The sequence below is a fragment of the Nocardia sp. NPDC004278 genome (genome assembly GCF_053602975.1).
In genome coordinates this window covers 298,852-313,327 of sequence record NZ_JBSGEQ010000002.1, presented here as the reverse complement: position 1 = coordinate 313,327, position 14,476 = coordinate 298,852, and the positions used below count along the sequence as shown (strand labels likewise).

Sequence of the window (14,476 nt, the reverse complement as noted above, 5' to 3'; positions counted from 1 at the left end):
CCCACCAAACCAACAAATCCATCGGTCGAGAATGCGCTGGTGCAGGGGTGCTCTCGGCGTTTGCCTGCATCAGCGCATGGTGATCGCTTGTCCAATATTTGGGGGGTGTCTGTTGGGGTGTGGCTGGCTGTGCGCGGACCTGCCGGCGACGGCAGGGGCGTTGTGCACCGCTAGATCGTCGCGGGTTGGCAGGCTGTTTGCTGGTCCGCCGGGATCAGTGAGCTGCCGGTCACCTCGCGGTTGCCATCGTGGTCTGGCTGCGGTTGCGGCATGGTCGCGGTCGGCCCACGGTGGTCACTGTGCGGCGGGCACGATCGGCGCGCCTGGATTCGGGCCGGGCGCGGGCGGCGTCAGCGCGGCCGCCGGTGAACTCGGCTTGGCGGGCGGAGGGGGCATGGCCGGTGTCAAGAGCGGCGGCCCCGCGGGCGCTGGCGCCGGCACGATGACCGGGTCGGGCGTCTTACCCGGCTCGGTGCAGTCGGGATCGGCGGCGCGGTCGCAGGTGGTGGCGGGCACGATCGGTGCCGCGAGCGTGGCGGTGCCGGTCGTGATGGCGCCGGTGACCAGGATGCCAGCGGCCGCGACCAGCAGCGCCGCGGCGGCTGGTCGCGGGCGGGACGCGATAATGGTGGGCACGGCGATCACAACCAGATCGGGTCGCCGTAGACCGCGACCGAATTGTCCGCAGTGTTAGTGGAGATATTGGCGATCACATACGAGCGCAGGCTGACCGGCCCCATACAGGCGTCGATTTTGATCTGCACTTGGTCGGTGGTGATCGAACCATGCGGTCCGGCAAGGGCTTTGGTGCCGAACGGGATGGTGGTGATGGTGCCCGGCTTGAAGGTGGTGGACACGCTGGGCATCGCCATGGCGCCGACGCCGACACTGAGCCCCGGGGTCGGCGCGACCATCACATTGACATTCGGTCCGACCGAGGCCGCGACACCGATCGAGATCCCATTGGACACATCGATCTGGCAGCCGATCTGATAGCCCATCGTGAGCGTCCCGGAGTTCACCGACGCACTGCCCGCGCCGGTGATGTCGGCGACCGCGCGCAGGCTGACGAATCCCTCCCGGGTGAAGGCGGTATCCGCGAGATTGGGCACTCGATCCAGGTTTTCGGCGGCCTTCGTGACCGTCAATTCCCAGCCGTCCTCGGTGGTGACGGTACGGGACTGATCCGGTAGCGCATCCGCCGAAGCCGATTGTGCTGGAACGATACTCAGCACACCCGCGGCCAGTAGGCATAGCGGGACGCCGGTCGAGCTATTCATATGTCAGGTCTCCTCGGTGTGTTGCTCGTCGAACGATATCGAAGCCCGGTGTCGTCGCCCGCACCGCCACCAAGATCGCCGCACCGCATAGGACGATCGTCCAAAACGACACATGGTCGTATCGGAGCGAGCAGAATCCGGATATGTCGACACAGCGATTACATGCCTTCACAGACGATGTGCTCGCCGACCACGACGCAGTGGCCATCGCCGACCTGGTTCGTCGTGGCGCCGTCAGCGCCGCGGAGGTCGCCGCGGCAGCGCGGGCACGGGCGGCGCGCGTGGATCCGACACTGCGCGCCGTCGTGATCGAGAAGAACGGGTCGGTCCCCGGTGATACCGACGCACCGCTGTTCGGTGTGCCGACCTATGTCAAGGACAACACCGATGTGCGGGGACTGCCGACCAACCACGGCACCGCGGCGTTCGTCGCGCGGCCGTGCGCCAAGGACGGGCCGTACACAAAACAGCTGCTCAGCACCGGTATGACGGTGCTGGGCAAGAGTCGGCTGCCGGAGTTCGGTTTGAACGCGAGCACCGAATTCGCCGCGGCCGAACCGACGCGCAATCCGTGGCATACCGACTATTCGCCGGGCGCGTCATCGGGAGGTGCGGCCGCATTGGTCGCCGCGGGCGTGGTGCCGATCGCGCACGGCAATGACGGTGGCGGATCGATCCGCATTCCCGCCGCGTGTTGCGGCATTGTCGGATTGAAGCCGAGTCGGGGGCGCCACATCGACGGGCCACAGGCGCGCTCGATGCCGATCAATCTGGTGTCCGAGGGGGTGCTCACTCGTTCGGTGCGCGATACCGCGACGTATTTCGCAGCCGCCGAACGCTATTGGCGCAATCCGAAGCTACCGCCGGTCGGTCTGGTGGAAGGTCCGGCGCGTCGACGGCTGCGGATCGGGGTGATCGCTGATTCGGTCACCGGCACCGAAACCTGTCCGCAGACCCGCGCGGTACTCGATGACACCATCGCCGTGCTGGAAAAGATGGGCCACGAGGTGCGGCCCGTCCCGCCGCCGGTCGGGCGAGGCTTCGTCGACGACTTCACCGTCTACTGGGGGTTGTTGGCGTTCCTGGTCGCGGTGGGCGGGAAGTTCGCCATCGATCCGCGGTTCCGGGCGGGCGGACTCGATAAGTTCACCCGTGGACTCGCCGGGCTGTATCGGAAGTCGATGGCGCGCACTCCCGCCATCCTCTACCGCCTATCCCAGGTGCGGCGCGCATACGCCAAGTTGTCGCGCGATAGCGAATTGATCCTGTCACCGGTCCTGGTGCACACCACCCCGCGACTGGGCTATCTGAACCCGACGGTCCCCTTCGACGAGCTGTTCGAGCGTCTGATTTCCTGGGTCGCCTTCACTCCGTTCAACAATGTCGCAGGCACACCGGCGATCTCGCTACCCATGGGCACCTCGACCGAAGGGCTCCCGATCGGCATGCAATTCTCCGCCGCCTACGGCGACGAACGCACACTGCTGGAAATCGCCTTCGCGCTCGAAGCCGAACGTCCTTGGCGCCGCATCCAAGACTGAATTCGCCTGCACTACAACGGAATTCGCCTGCATTGCAGGGGAAGTGAGGTCCAGTCCTCGGCGAACGGGCCTGCGCGACGCTCGACCATGGTCACCGCCTCGGTGCGCGCGGCCTCTATCTCGCGCTGCCACTCATCGGACACCAGTCCGAGCCGAATGGCCAGCGCGTACTCGTCTTCGTCCTTCCAGCGGTAGCTCAGATCGGGTGCGACGACGAGGTCGATATGCAGGTCGCTGGTATCGACGCCCGCGGTGGTCCGGATGAACGGCAGCTGGAAATTGACATACCAGCCCAGGAATTCGCCACGCTCGTTCCACATCGGCGCAATGGCGAAGTAGCGGTCGGTGTACATGATCGCCAGCCGCGTGTTGCGCTGCCAGGTCCAGTTCGCGATCGCCCATTCCCGGCGGGCATACGCCTCGAGCAGCTGCCCGCGGGCCGCTGGGTCGTTCTCGCGCATCGACTTGATCCACAGCTCCGGACCTAGGCCGACCGTGCCGGGCGTCAGCAGTACCCGAAGTTCGTCGCCGCCGTCCTCGATGACCCGCTGCGGCCATTCGGTGAACGACCTGCCGTAAATCATGTCTCGCACGAGGATGGTTCGACCTGTTGGGAAGGGGGTCACGTCAGCAGGATTCACGTTCGGGAGAACTCGCCGTCGATGAGCCCGGCGGTGAAGGCGTTCCACTCGTGGGTGGTGAAGACCAGAGCTGGGCCGGTGGAGTTCTTCGAATCTCGGATTCCGACGAGTCCACCATCGAGGAACGCGACCTCGACGCACTCCCTGCTGCCCGAGCTGCGAGTGCTCTTGCGCCATACTGGACGAGAGAGATCGACTTCGTATTCGGTGATCACGAGGCACCCCCTGTGGTTGCTGCCCAGAATTTCTGGCCCGGTTCGGAAGGGTTTGAAGGGCTCGACTACGACGCGAAGTCGCCGTCAATGATGCTGTGCGTGAAGGCATTCCATTCACCGGTGGTGAAGACCAGAGCTGGGCCGGTGGGGTTCTTTGAATCCCGGATTCCGACGAGTTCACCGTCGAGGAACGCGACCTCGACGCAATCCCTGCTCGCCGAGCTCCTGGCACTCTTGCGCCACTGGGCGCGAGAGAGATCGACTTCGTACTCGTTGATCACGGCACCCCCTTTGGTTCCCGCCTGGAGTTCCGTGCCCAGGCTGGACGAGTTCGGCTACGGCGCGAGATCGCCGTCAATGACGCTGTGTGTGAAGGCGTTCCATGCACGGGAGGTGAAGACCAGAGCGGGGCCGGTGGGATTCTTGGAGTCCCGCACGCCGACCAACCCGCCGTCGAGGAATGCGACCTCGACGCAATCCCTGCTGCCCGAGCTGCGGGTGCTCTTGCGCCACACGGCGTGCGATAGATCGACATGGTGGTTGTTCGTCACGAGGCGTACTCCCTAGCTACCTGTCGAATCAGGTTCCTGCTCGCGATTTCATCCAGCGCGATGTGGTGGATGGCTTGGTATGACTCATAGTAGCTCCGGACATCGTCGTTGTGCTCGAGATACAAACTGCCCGTGAGGTTCTCGAGGTAGACGACGGATGGCTCTACTCGCTCGCCATGGTCATCCACCGCGAAGTCGATAATCGTGAACAGCCCCGCTGGTTGTCCGAGGGGGATTCCGGCCCGCAACGGCAGTATCCGGAGGTCCACGTTCGGCAGCGTGGACATATCGGCCAAGTGGCGAAGTTGTGTTGCCATGACCTTGGGTCCGCCGACGACACGATGCAGTACGGATTCGAGTAACACCACATTCAGCTGAGCAGGCTGGCGCTTGCGAGTGATGAGCCCTTGACGTTTCCGTTTGAGTCCCAAGCGCTGGTCGATCTCGTCGTCGGCATCATTCGGGTAGGTACCTCGCACCAACACACTGGCATAAGCCGGTGTCTGCAGTAGTCCGAGCACAACATCGGGCGTATATGAAGTGAGCTGGCGCGCAGCTGCTTCCAGCCCGATGTATACGTCGAAGTCCGTTGGGATGAGATCGCCATACCGGTGCCACCACGACTTCACCGACGCTTGCTGCGCAAGCCCGATCACCCCAGCCGTAATCGTTTCGTCGGCGTTGTACATCGTGCACAGCTCCCGAACATCCAGCAGCCGAATCCGTTCCGCGTGCCCGGTCTCGAGCCGCTGCAGACTGCTGGCACTGCGCTCGATCAATCGCGCCGCTTCGTCCAACGTCAACCCGACCTGCTGCCGAAGGTCACGCAGATACCGCCCGAGCTGCCGCCGCGGCAGCGTACTGCCGGTGTTCGACACGTCCATACCCCCAATCCCTGTGATGTGGCTTCGGCATGACTTTGTCATCGGGAACGGATCGCTCCGCGATCTTCACCCCGAATCCGTTCGAACACCCCGAATTCCCAAGTAGAAACCCGAATTCCCTGCTCGGACAGCCCCGACACGCGGGTCCCCGACAGTACTGGGGGTTCGTGTCGGACAGAATCGCCTGCCCGCCGCCGTGGCGGTGGCATGGTTGGCGGAACAGCTGAATGTCGATGCGGCGCAGCTTCGTTCGAGCGGCCGACGGACGCGGTGGACACGTCGTGCTGCCCGCCGAGAGGCGGCGGTTCCTGGCCACGATGGCCCGGCGCCTGACCGGCCAAGCGCTGGAAGGCCGTGCCCCATAGCAGCGGTATCCGATTCTGCTTGCGCTGATGGCACAGTCGGCCACCGATTTCCTCGATGAGGTGTCGGCGCCGTTCGATCAGGCGATCTCGGCGAAGTTCAGCACCGCTGCGAAGCGGATGCGGGATGAACTGGCCGTGCGCGGCACGGTCAGTGGGAGTCCGGTCTGGGGATATGGACGCCGGCGGCGCGGAGCCTGGTCTCGAAAAGCGCGGCCGCCCGCGTCGTGGCCGGTGTCTGTTCTTGGCCGTGGTGGGCGATCAGCGTGTACCGGGTCGCGGTGTCGGTGCGGGCCTGCAGGGCGGTCACGATTTTCAGATGTGCGGGGTTGGCGAGGTAGTGGTCGGCCATGGCGGTAGCGAGCTCGGCGATGCGGGGGTCGTCCGGTTCCCAGGTCGCGGCCTCGGCGGCGCGCTTGATCAAGACGACGTACCGGGGGTCGTCGAGTGCGCGCTCGACATGGCTGAGGTAGTCGTCGAAGCCTTCTGGGACCAGGGCCTTGGCCAGCACCCAGCCCTCCCGGGCGGTCGCCACCTCGTCCGCGGGGAAGCCGAGGCCGGCCGCCCGCTCCAGCAGCGCCACAGCGCGGTCGCCCAGCAGCGCCCGGTCACCATCGGCGAGCCGGTGCAACGTGTCACGTCGCGCGATCAACTCCTCGATCCGTTCGGTGAGCTGCCGCTCGACGTCGGAAAGTGCGGCAGCGAACTCGGTGGCGTCGGCGTCGAGCAAGGGCCCGATCTCGGCCAGCGGCACCCCGGCGGCGGCCAGCGTGCGGACCTGCACCAGCCGCAGCAACTCGGCCGATCCGTACCGCCGATAACCGGAGCTGTCGCGTTCGGGCTCCCCGACCAGGCCGAGCTTGTGGTAGTGCCGCACCGTTTTCACCGTCACGCCGACGAATGCCGCCGCCTGCCCGATCGTGACTCCGTTCCTCATCTGCTCAGCCTGCCTTGTGTTCGAGTTCGGCGACCGCGCACACCGCGGTCGACGGGATTTCCATGCGATACACGCGCGGTCAGATTCGCTGAAGCACCTTCTCGCGGCGCGCAGTCACACTGGATCCGGACTCACGCCGTGCCATCCGGCGCAGCACGATCGGCGCGAGGAGTAGTCCGACCACGGCCCAAATGCTGAGCACCCCAAGGGTTTCCAGGTGTCGCCAGGAATCGCCGATCTCGACCGTCACCGTGCTGGCGGGCAGCAGCGCCGACCGCATGCCGAGGCCGAGCCAGTAGATCGGAAACGCCTGGGCGATCCACTGAACCCATTCCGGCAGTGCCGTAATCGGATAGAAGATGCCGGAAATCGCGATCACGCCCAGGATCGGCAGGGTGAGCAGGCCCTGGCTGCGTGCGCTGGTGAATACCGACCCGAGCACGGCGCCGATCGGCAGCGTCGCCACCAGTCCGAGCGTGAGCACCCAGGCAAGGGTCAGCCAGGAGCGCACGTCGCCGGTCGTCAGACCGGAGATGATGAACAGCGCAGGTATCAGGAAGATCGCCAAGTCCGCGATCAATCCACCGGATACCGACACGATCTTGCCGAGCAGATAGCCCACCATGCCGTGCGGTGTCGCCTTGGCGCGCAGCAGAGTTCCGTCCTCTCGGTCGGCGGTGAGCTGCTGGCTCATGCTGACCATGGACATCGCGGCATTCATGCCGAGAATGCTCGGCAGCGCCAGCGCACCGAGGAAGAACCCGGTCTGCCCGAAGGATACGTCCCGCAGGAAGAACAGGGTCGTCACCATCAAGACGGGCCACAGGAAATGGCTGAACAGTTCCTCGGCATTGGTGAATGACTGCCGCAGTTCGATCAGTCCGCGCGACCATCCGGAGCGCAACGCCATCGCGGTAGGGTTCATCGGGCCACCTGCTTCGTTTCGCGGGTATCCATTGCGTGCGTTTCGGATTCGGACCGATGCACGAGTGAGAGATAGGTGTCCTCCAGCGAGGTCCGGCGGACCTCGAGATTCTCGATCTCGCGGCCGAACCGCTGGAACAGCTCGAAGGTGAATCCGGTCGCATCCGGGGTCGACTGCTGGAAGCTCTGTCCGCCACGATCCCAGCGCACCTCGTCGGTGCCGGCGATCTGCCTGGCGAGTTCGGCGGCGGTGCCGTCAGCGATAATGCGTCCTTCATCGAGCACCAGGATGCGGTCGGCGAGCTTCTCGGCTTCGGTCAGATCGTGGGTGGTGAGCACGATGGTGGTGGAGCCCTCGGCGGCGAGGTCTTCGATGAGCTCGTGGAAAGCGCGCCGGGCCACCGGATCGAGCCCGGCCGTCGGCTCATCGAGGAATGCCACCTCGGGCCGGCCCACCAGCCCGATCGCCACATCCAATCGGCGTCGCTGTCCGCCGGAGAGCATTTTCACTTTGTGATCCGCCTGTTCGGTCAGGCCGACCGCCGCCATGAGTTCCTCAGCGTCCCAGGGCCTTTCGAGCGACTCGGTGGTATAGGCGGCGTAGTACCTGCCGAGGTGTTCCAGGAGTTCCCGTACGCGCCACTTACCATGATCACGCCAGGACTGCAGGACGATCCCGATCCGCGCCCGCCAGTCCTCGCCGCCGTGCGCCGGATCGGCCCCGACTACCTCGACCCGGCCCGCCGACCGCATCCGGAACCCCTCCATGATTTCGATGGTGGTGGTCTTGCCCGCGCCGTTCGGACCGAGCAGGCAGAGCACTTCGCCCTGATACGCCCGGAAACTCACCTCGTGCAGGACATCGGTGGTGCCGTAGCGCATGCGCAGGCCCTCGACATTGATGACGACTTCACTGGTCTTCATCGTTTACCTTTCAATGCCGCGATCATGGTTTGGCTTCAGAGAGTGTTCGCTGGATGCGTGCGCGCAGGTCGGCCATATCGATCCCGGCCAGCGTGAGTGCCCTGGGCACCGTGCCGACCTCGGCCTTCATGATCCCGAAGAGCAGATGTGCCGGTCGTACGTCCTTCTTGCCGACCGAGGTGAACGTGCGGTCGAGCGCGAGTTTGGCCGACGCGCCCATCTGGTTCGGACGCTCCACGCGGGGATCGGCCGGCAGCAGGTCGAACTCGGCGAGTGATACGCCGCCCGCGCGCAGGCTGTGCTCGAACTCCCGGTCCAGCGCGTCGCGGATGCCGTGATGATCGAGCCCGACCGCGGACAGGATCTGTTCGGTGCCGGGATCGCGCTCGGCGGCGATGGCCAGCAGTAGGTGCTCCGCTTCGATCGTCGCCGATCCCATCTCCTGGGCCTGCTCGGCGCCACCAGTGATGATCGCGTGAAAGTACTTGTCGAAGCTGGTCATTGACGCCTCCTCAGCGTGACGCCAGTGGCAATGAGCCGCTTGGCATGTTTCTTGTGCACCGCTTGGCGCGTGACACCGAGCGCCTCCGCGACCTGCGGCCAACTCCAGCCCGCCCGCATGGCCTGCTCGACAGCGGCGTCTTCCAATTGGTCCGCCAGTCGACGCAGCGCGGCGACCGCGGCCAAGCGATCGGCTGGATCGGGGGGATGTTGTGGTTCTTCGTCAGCCATAGAAGCAACCTTAGTTGACTAAATCCGGTTAGTCAACTAAGGTTGCTTATCGCATGCGAGTGTGGAGTGTCGCCGATCTCGGCGAGTGGCGAGGGTGTTGATGTCATTGCTCGCAACCTTGATCTTTCGGCACCATCGCCCGCTCTTCACTTCGAATATGGTTCCCCAGCAACAACTTTCACACGGAAACAGACCCATCTGGCATCGCCATCGATAACCATCCGCCATGTGGCAAGAATTCCTCGAACAGTTCGTGAATGGAAAGTGGGATGAGTCGGAAAGTGCCCACCCGGCCGGGCGGAACTCGGCGGACAGGACATTGACGAGATTCCCGGCCGGGTTGTTGATCGTTCGTGACGATGGTCTGCCGACCGTCTCGGATACCGAAGCCGCAGGTCCAGTCGCTGAGCGAGGGCCGCGGGCAAGCGCCGCGGCTGGCGCGGGCCGAGCGTGCGGACGCGTCACAGGGTGTTCAGTCCATCGGCCGAGCCGGATCGGCCTGCCCACCGCAGAACACCTGGTTGAGAAGCCTTTGTTGGGCGTTCTGGAACGCTGTCGCGATGGACAGGTCCGCATCGTCCACACAGTTCAGCGCGGCGGTCAGGGTCTTGCTGCCGTCGGGCGTGCTGTACATCAGCGCCGCGTGGCCCACGGCGGCACCGTTGTGGGAGATGACGGTGCCGCCGTCGTCGGTGTTCACCACGAACACTCCCAGGCCGTAGTCCATATTCGGGATGCCCGTCGGGTGTGGGGTGCACATCTCGGCCAGCAGCGGGGCCGGCAGGAGCTTGCCGCCCAGCAGTGCGGAGATGAACGTGTGCAGGTCCTGGGTGGTGGAGATCATGTCACCGCCGGTGCAGACCCAGGAGGGGTTCTGGCGGGTGATGTCGACCGTCTTCTGCTCGCCGGCTTCCTCGTATCGGTAGTAGGCGTGGGCGTGGGGTTCGGGGATCTCCGGTGAGGCATCCGGCACCACGGTGCCCGACAGCCCGAGCGGCCCCAGGATCAGCCGCTGCATCTCCTCGGCGAGCGAGCGGCCGGTTACCTTCTCGATCAGCAGCCGCGCCAGCACGTAGTTGGCGTTGGAATAGCTCCAGCCCGTCCCCGGCTCGAACCGCGCCGGATTGGACAACGCCAGCTCCGCCAGCTCTTGTGGCCGGTAGGTCTTGAATCGGTTGTCCATCCACTCTTTGCCCGTGGTGCCGTAGGGGACGGGGATTCCCGGCACAATGGTCCCGTCGTCGTAAACCTCGCCGGTGAAGTTGAACACCCCGCTGGTGTGCTGCAACAGCATCCGAACCGTGATCCGCTCGTCCAACCCGAACTCGGGCAGGTAGTCCGCGGCCGGCGTATCCAGCCCGACCTTGCCCTCCGCCACCAATTGCAGCATCAGGGTGGCGGTGAAGGTCTTTGTGCTGCTGCCGATCCGGACATGCCCGCTGATCGGCGGCTTCGCGGCCCCGCCCAGCTCGGCCGTCCCGGCACTGCCGGCCCACTCGCCCCGCTCATCGTGCACGCGCAGCGACACCCCGACGAAACCGGAACCGACGATCTCCTCGATCATCTCCTGCAGCTCCGGGCGATTCTGCCCAACCGCAGCCGTGCTGTCCCCAGCGGCGCCGAGGGCGGCGGTGATCTTGCGGGCCATCGCGGCCGTGGTGGGGTCGGGTTTGTCCGCGTGGACCTGGGCGGCTTCGACGGCGAGCAGGATGGTGCTGCGGAAGTTGTCGGCTTCTGCCGGAGCTTGCTTGCCGAGCAGCTTCATCGCTGCGGTCAGGGTCGGCAGTACCCGGTCGGCGAGTTCGGCAACGGTCTTGCCCTTCAGTTCGATGTCCTTGGTCTTCGCGGCGAGCACGTGCCCGACCGGACCGGTCGCCGATGTCAGGGCGACGGCGGCATTCGTGGCGGCCTCGAGGGACGAGCCGGAGGCGGCGGCCATCAGCGACACGGCGCCGTACGCCGCTGTCCGCAGGGTGCTCTTGTCCTGGTCAGAAAGGCTGTGGGACATGGTGGTTCGCTCCTTGTTGTGTCCAGCTCGGCGTCGCGCCGCGCACCGAGCTTCCACCCTGACCCGAGGTCAACCTCAACCGTGAGCTAGCTCACAGCCGCTGCCCCGCGACCGGCGGCCGAGGTGGCACCTGGTTCCTGCTCGCCGGGGTCGTCGGCTCGGGAATTCCAGGCCAGCGCGTCGCCGAGGGAAATACCGCCCTCTCTTTGCTGGCCAACGCAATCGCAACACGGCGCCGCTGTTCGCGCTCATTGCGGTTCGGCCCAGTGGTCAGCGCGGCCCTGGCCATACGCGGCGACCTGCCAGTCCGCAGCGCGATTGGGTACGCTCGCTGAAATCCTGGGCACCACACCGCAGTTCTCTCATCTTCGGCTGGCCTCAGCCGACCCACCCGATGACGACGCCGACCCATCAGCCCCCCAAGACCAGTCGCGCAGGAGACGCGATAACCGCCACGTCACTGATCAGGAAAGCCGTCCAGGCATATCATCTGGCCCGCTTACGTGGCGATATCGCTGCTGCCGCCGAGCAACTCGGCCGGGACTTCTCCTTCCGCAGCCCCTTCATCGAATCCGACGGCCCGACGGGATATCTCGCCGGAATCGAACAGCTCACCCAGATCATCGACCATGTCGAGATGCTCGGTGCGCTGTACGGCAACACCGAGCCGTAATCGTCTACGACGTCCACACGAACTCGCCCGTCGGAATTCAGCGACTGGTCCGAGCTTCGGGCAATGCGCCGCGACTTGACGGCTGGCAGCGAGGCCCCTGCTGGAGCGCGCCCATCTAATCGTGCCTACGAATCGTCGCACCCGACGGTCCCGGCAGTACTGGGGGTTCGTGTCGGACAGGATCGCCGGCACGCCGTCGATCTCGATCCCCGATCGGCCTTCGGCGACGACGGCCCCCGCGGCCCGACCCGATGACGCCGAGGCTGGCGTCGAAATCCACTGACAAAGCCCAGAGTGCTTGTAACTCCAGGCGTTACAAGCACTCTGGGAGAGATCAATCCTTGCGCATCCAGGCGAGCATGGTCTGTGTCTCGCTGATGCGCCAGCCCGCCGCCGTCCGTACCACTGTGCAGGCCAGTCGCAGACCGCTTGTTTGATGCGGCGGTTGGCCGTCGCGGTAGAAGTACACCAGCGAGTTCGCCGAGGCCGTGGCCTGGTCGACGTTGACGTTCACCAGCAGGTCGTTGGTCATGTGCTGGGCGTGCTCGCCCGCGACCTCGGCCTGTCGCATGTAGTCGACAACCTTGTCGATGCCGCGGAGTTGGGCTCTCGGCGAGTGGACCGCCACATCGTCGGTGAAGATCGTGTCGACATCGTCCCATCGCTTCTCATCGAGCAGGCGGGCGTAGCGGGTGAACAGGTCGGCGATCTCGATACGGTCGGCGACCAGAGTATCCGTGGCCATGACATCTTCTTTCGTTGGCGTCACCAATATTGGCGTCGCCAACTATACATGCATTCGTTGGATTCACCAACGGTGTTTGGTGGCCGCCGTGGAGACGCCCGAACGCCTGACCGTGAAGTTGGGTTGGCTGCTCGCCCGGCTGCTCACCCGCCTTCAACGGGGATGAGCAGGGCTCGGTCCGTGCCTCGGTAACGCGCTGCGACGTGACGGCTGGCCATGACGCCCGCTCTGCGGTGCCCACTCGAGCGTGCCCACGAATCGCCGCACCCGGCGGCCCCAGCGGTAGTGATGTAGCCGAGCGAGATGCGGCGCTGAGTCGATGGTTGAGCGGACCGATTGTTTCGATTCGGTCGGCGCGCGGAAGCCGTGAGCGTAGTTGTGGCGCTGATGGTTTCATATGCGGCTGGGAGTGTTGAGAACGCGGCGGGGTGTGGCCGGTTCGGCGTGCATGAAGTCCTGCATCGAGCGGGACGGGACCGAGCTCGAGCACGCCCGGGAGCGCTCGAGATCAGGCCGCGAGGAAGCGCATGCACGGGCTTCGATCGAATTCGGCTGGTGTTCAGCGCTTCTCGCTTGTGCCGTGGGCGGGTGCCAAGTCCGGTCGCCGGGCCGGGAGTTCGGTGTGCCGATGCCTTCGCCGCCTTCTTGGTGGCCATTCCGGCCGTAACACCCGCCGCGGCAACGCGACAGCCTACTTTGCGACGTTCGCCGACTTGACCTCAACGAGAATCACGTTCACTTCTCCCGCCAGCAACTCCCAGGCATGATCGAAAGCGTCTTCCTGCCAGACGACCGCACCGGGGTTCAGATCCACGATCTGCGTCGCCCCATCCGCCCAGGTCACTTTCTGTCGCCCGGAGCCGAGGTTGACCACCAGCATCGGCTGGTGCGAGTGCATCGCACTCTCCCAACCGTGCGATGCGCGCGCATGGATCACCCGAACGTGTTCATTCTCGAACAAGACTTGGTGCGCATCGGGATCCACGATCGTTGCATGCTGGGGCTTCTGAGCTGAGGTAGGGGTCGAAATACTCATTGCAGGCTCCTATCTGCCGGTTGTTCGCACGACCTTGGCGCTGGCTGCACCACCGGATCGGTCCGGTGATCTTGGAGTGGGCCACTGGCTGTCGCATGGATCTGTCCTTCCGGGCGCCATCGTCGCCACCCGATCTCGCTGGTTCCGCCAGGTCGGCCGCTAAACAATAACTCGATGAGTTGTTAAAAACAACTGGAGCGAGTAGCTATTTAGAATCAGGATGACAGAGGGGAGCGGCCATGCCGACCGGCCGTAGCTATCAGGGCTCGTGTGGGATGGCGCGGGCTCTCGACGTCGTCCGGGGAGCGATGGGCAACGAGTTGTGAAAAGCAACTAATATGAGTGGCAGTTTCGGATCAGGGTGGACAAGAGGGAGCAGTCATGCCGACCAGTCGTAGCTATCGGGACTCATGTGGGATAGCTCGGGCTCTCGACGTCGTCGGGGAGCGGTGGGCACTGCTGGTCGTCCGGGAGCTGCTCTTGGTGCCTCAACGCTTCTCCGAGCTGCGGCACGCTCTGCCCAACGCCAGCTCGAACCTGCTTGCCGATCGACTTCGAGAACTCGAACATCACGGGGTGATCCGTCGCCGCAAACTGGCGTCAACGGCAGGCCCGCAGGTCTACGAACTGACAGAGTGGGGCCGGAAGCTGGAACCGATCGTGCTGGCCCTGGGCGATTGGGGGATCGATGCCCCCAACCCTCCGGAGCCCACCTCACTCAGTGCCACTTCGGTGCTGATCTTCCTGCGAGGTGCCGCTCGTCCCGACTCGGCGGGGCCGCCGATCGTTTGTCGCCTCGATCTCGACGGCTCGGTCTGGACGGTCTGTGTGGAGGCTGGAAAGGTTCAGGTGCAGAGCGGTGAACCTGCCACGGCGGACATCTCGCTTCGCACGGACCCCAAGACGCTCGGCAGCCTGCTGGCCGATCCAGCCTCGCTCGACGCTGCGCTCGCCGACGGGAGCGTGGCCCTTGTGGGTGACCTTCCGGCCCTCAACCGGCTGCTATATGGGGGTTGAGACTGG

Annotated in this window: 18 protein-coding genes and 1 pseudogene; 4 read left to right on the top strand and 15 right to left on the bottom strand. The window is 65.0% G+C overall.

Going from position 1 to position 14,476, the window contains the following annotated elements:
- Positions 1-294 precede the first annotated feature (294 nt).
- Both ACWEO2_RS04160 and ACWEO2_RS04155 read right to left on the bottom strand, forming a co-directional pair.
- On the bottom strand, positions 295-645 hold the full coding sequence (locus ACWEO2_RS04160; RefSeq protein ID WP_452404000.1) for a hypothetical protein: 351 nt from the start codon (positions 643-645) through the stop codon (positions 295-297).
- Positions 642-1,280 carry an MspA family porin gene (locus ACWEO2_RS04155; protein ID WP_452403999.1) on the bottom strand — a complete coding sequence of 213 codons (639 nt, stop codon included), beginning with the start codon at positions 1,278-1,280 and terminating at the stop codon, positions 642-644. The genes ACWEO2_RS04160 and ACWEO2_RS04155 overlap by 4 nt, the downstream gene beginning before the upstream one ends.
- A gap of 143 nt (positions 1,281-1,423) precedes the next feature.
- On the opposite strand from ACWEO2_RS04155, the gene ACWEO2_RS04150 reads away from it, so the two are divergent.
- Positions 1,424-2,821, top strand: a complete 1,398-nt coding sequence (locus tag ACWEO2_RS04150) for an amidase (RefSeq protein ID WP_452403998.1) — start codon at positions 1,424-1,426, stop codon at positions 2,819-2,821.
- Positions 2,822-2,832: 11 nt separating this feature from the next.
- On the opposite strand, the gene ACWEO2_RS04145 is transcribed toward ACWEO2_RS04150, so the two are convergent.
- The 5 genes from ACWEO2_RS04145 to ACWEO2_RS04125 all read right to left on the bottom strand — a co-directional run bounded on the left by ACWEO2_RS04145 (position 2,833) and on the right by ACWEO2_RS04125 (position 5,112).
- Positions 2,833-3,405 (bottom strand): DUF402 domain-containing protein, encoded by a 573-nt coding sequence (locus ACWEO2_RS04145; protein ID WP_452403997.1) that lies wholly within the window; start codon positions 3,403-3,405, stop codon positions 2,833-2,835.
- A gap of 53 nt (positions 3,406-3,458) precedes the next feature.
- Positions 3,459-3,677 (bottom strand): DUF397 domain-containing protein, encoded by a 219-nt coding sequence (locus ACWEO2_RS04140; protein WP_452403996.1) that lies wholly within the window; start codon positions 3,675-3,677, stop codon positions 3,459-3,461.
- A gap of 65 nt (positions 3,678-3,742) precedes the next feature.
- Positions 3,743-3,958 carry a DUF397 domain-containing protein gene (locus tag ACWEO2_RS04135; protein WP_452403995.1) on the bottom strand — a complete coding sequence of 72 codons (216 nt, stop codon included), beginning with the start codon at positions 3,956-3,958 and terminating at the stop codon, positions 3,743-3,745.
- Between the two features lie 54 nt (positions 3,959-4,012).
- On the bottom strand, positions 4,013-4,228 hold the full coding sequence (locus ACWEO2_RS04130) for a DUF397 domain-containing protein (RefSeq protein ID WP_452403994.1): 216 nt from the start codon (positions 4,226-4,228) through the stop codon (positions 4,013-4,015).
- Positions 4,225-5,112 (bottom strand): helix-turn-helix domain-containing protein, encoded by an 888-nt coding sequence (locus tag ACWEO2_RS04125; protein ID WP_452403993.1) that lies wholly within the window; start codon positions 5,110-5,112, stop codon positions 4,225-4,227. The genes ACWEO2_RS04130 and ACWEO2_RS04125 overlap by 4 nt, the downstream gene beginning before the upstream one ends.
- Positions 5,113-5,393: 281 nt before the next feature.
- Here ACWEO2_RS04125 and ACWEO2_RS04120 point away from each other — a divergent pair.
- Positions 5,394-5,621: pseudogene (locus tag ACWEO2_RS04120) on the top strand (hypothetical protein); the annotation flags it as partial.
- Between the two features lie 4 nt (positions 5,622-5,625).
- Here ACWEO2_RS04120 and ACWEO2_RS04115 read toward each other — a convergent pair.
- From ACWEO2_RS04115 to ACWEO2_RS04090, 6 genes are all read right to left on the bottom strand, one after another.
- On the bottom strand, positions 5,626-6,411 hold the full coding sequence (locus tag ACWEO2_RS04115; RefSeq protein WP_452403992.1) for a MerR family transcriptional regulator: 786 nt from the start codon (positions 6,409-6,411) through the stop codon (positions 5,626-5,628).
- A gap of 79 nt (positions 6,412-6,490) precedes the next feature.
- Complete coding sequence (locus ACWEO2_RS04110) at positions 6,491-7,336, bottom strand: ABC transporter permease (protein ID WP_452403991.1); 846 nt, start codon at positions 7,334-7,336, stop codon at positions 6,491-6,493.
- Positions 7,333-8,259, bottom strand: a complete 927-nt coding sequence (locus ACWEO2_RS04105) for an ABC transporter ATP-binding protein (protein WP_452403990.1) — start codon at positions 8,257-8,259, stop codon at positions 7,333-7,335. The genes ACWEO2_RS04110 and ACWEO2_RS04105 overlap by 4 nt, the downstream gene beginning before the upstream one ends.
- A 22-nt stretch (positions 8,260-8,281) precedes the next feature.
- Entirely contained in the window at positions 8,282-8,761 is a 480-nt protein-coding gene (locus ACWEO2_RS04100) for a Clp protease N-terminal domain-containing protein (protein WP_452403989.1), read from the bottom strand.
- Positions 8,758-8,991 (bottom strand): hypothetical protein, encoded by a 234-nt coding sequence (locus ACWEO2_RS04095; protein WP_355189779.1) that lies wholly within the window; start codon positions 8,989-8,991, stop codon positions 8,758-8,760. Before ACWEO2_RS04095 ends, ACWEO2_RS04100 begins: the two co-directional genes overlap by 4 nt.
- 472 nt (positions 8,992-9,463) lie before the next feature.
- Complete coding sequence (locus ACWEO2_RS04090; RefSeq protein WP_452403988.1) at positions 9,464-10,999, bottom strand: serine hydrolase domain-containing protein; 1,536 nt, start codon at positions 10,997-10,999, stop codon at positions 9,464-9,466.
- A gap of 394 nt (positions 11,000-11,393) precedes the next feature.
- Here ACWEO2_RS04090 and ACWEO2_RS04085 point away from each other — a divergent pair, with 394 nt between their 5' ends.
- Complete coding sequence (locus tag ACWEO2_RS04085; protein WP_452403987.1) at positions 11,394-11,672, top strand: hypothetical protein; 279 nt, start codon at positions 11,394-11,396, stop codon at positions 11,670-11,672.
- A gap of 334 nt (positions 11,673-12,006) precedes the next feature.
- On the opposite strand, the gene ACWEO2_RS04080 is transcribed toward ACWEO2_RS04085, so the two are convergent.
- Positions 12,007-12,417: a nuclear transport factor 2 family protein gene (locus tag ACWEO2_RS04080; protein ID WP_452403986.1), complete on the bottom strand. Its 411-nt coding sequence runs from the start codon at positions 12,415-12,417 to the stop codon at positions 12,007-12,009.
- Positions 12,418-13,108: 691 nt separating this feature from the next.
- Positions 13,109-13,453, bottom strand: a complete 345-nt coding sequence (locus tag ACWEO2_RS04075) for a hypothetical protein (RefSeq protein WP_452403985.1) — start codon at positions 13,451-13,453, stop codon at positions 13,109-13,111.
- A 381-nt stretch (positions 13,454-13,834) separates the two neighbouring features.
- On the opposite strand from ACWEO2_RS04075, the gene ACWEO2_RS04070 reads away from it, so the two are divergent.
- Positions 13,835-14,470, top strand: a complete 636-nt coding sequence (locus ACWEO2_RS04070; RefSeq protein ID WP_452403984.1) for a winged helix-turn-helix transcriptional regulator — start codon at positions 13,835-13,837, stop codon at positions 14,468-14,470.
- The last annotated feature ends 6 nt before the right edge of the window (positions 14,471-14,476 follow it).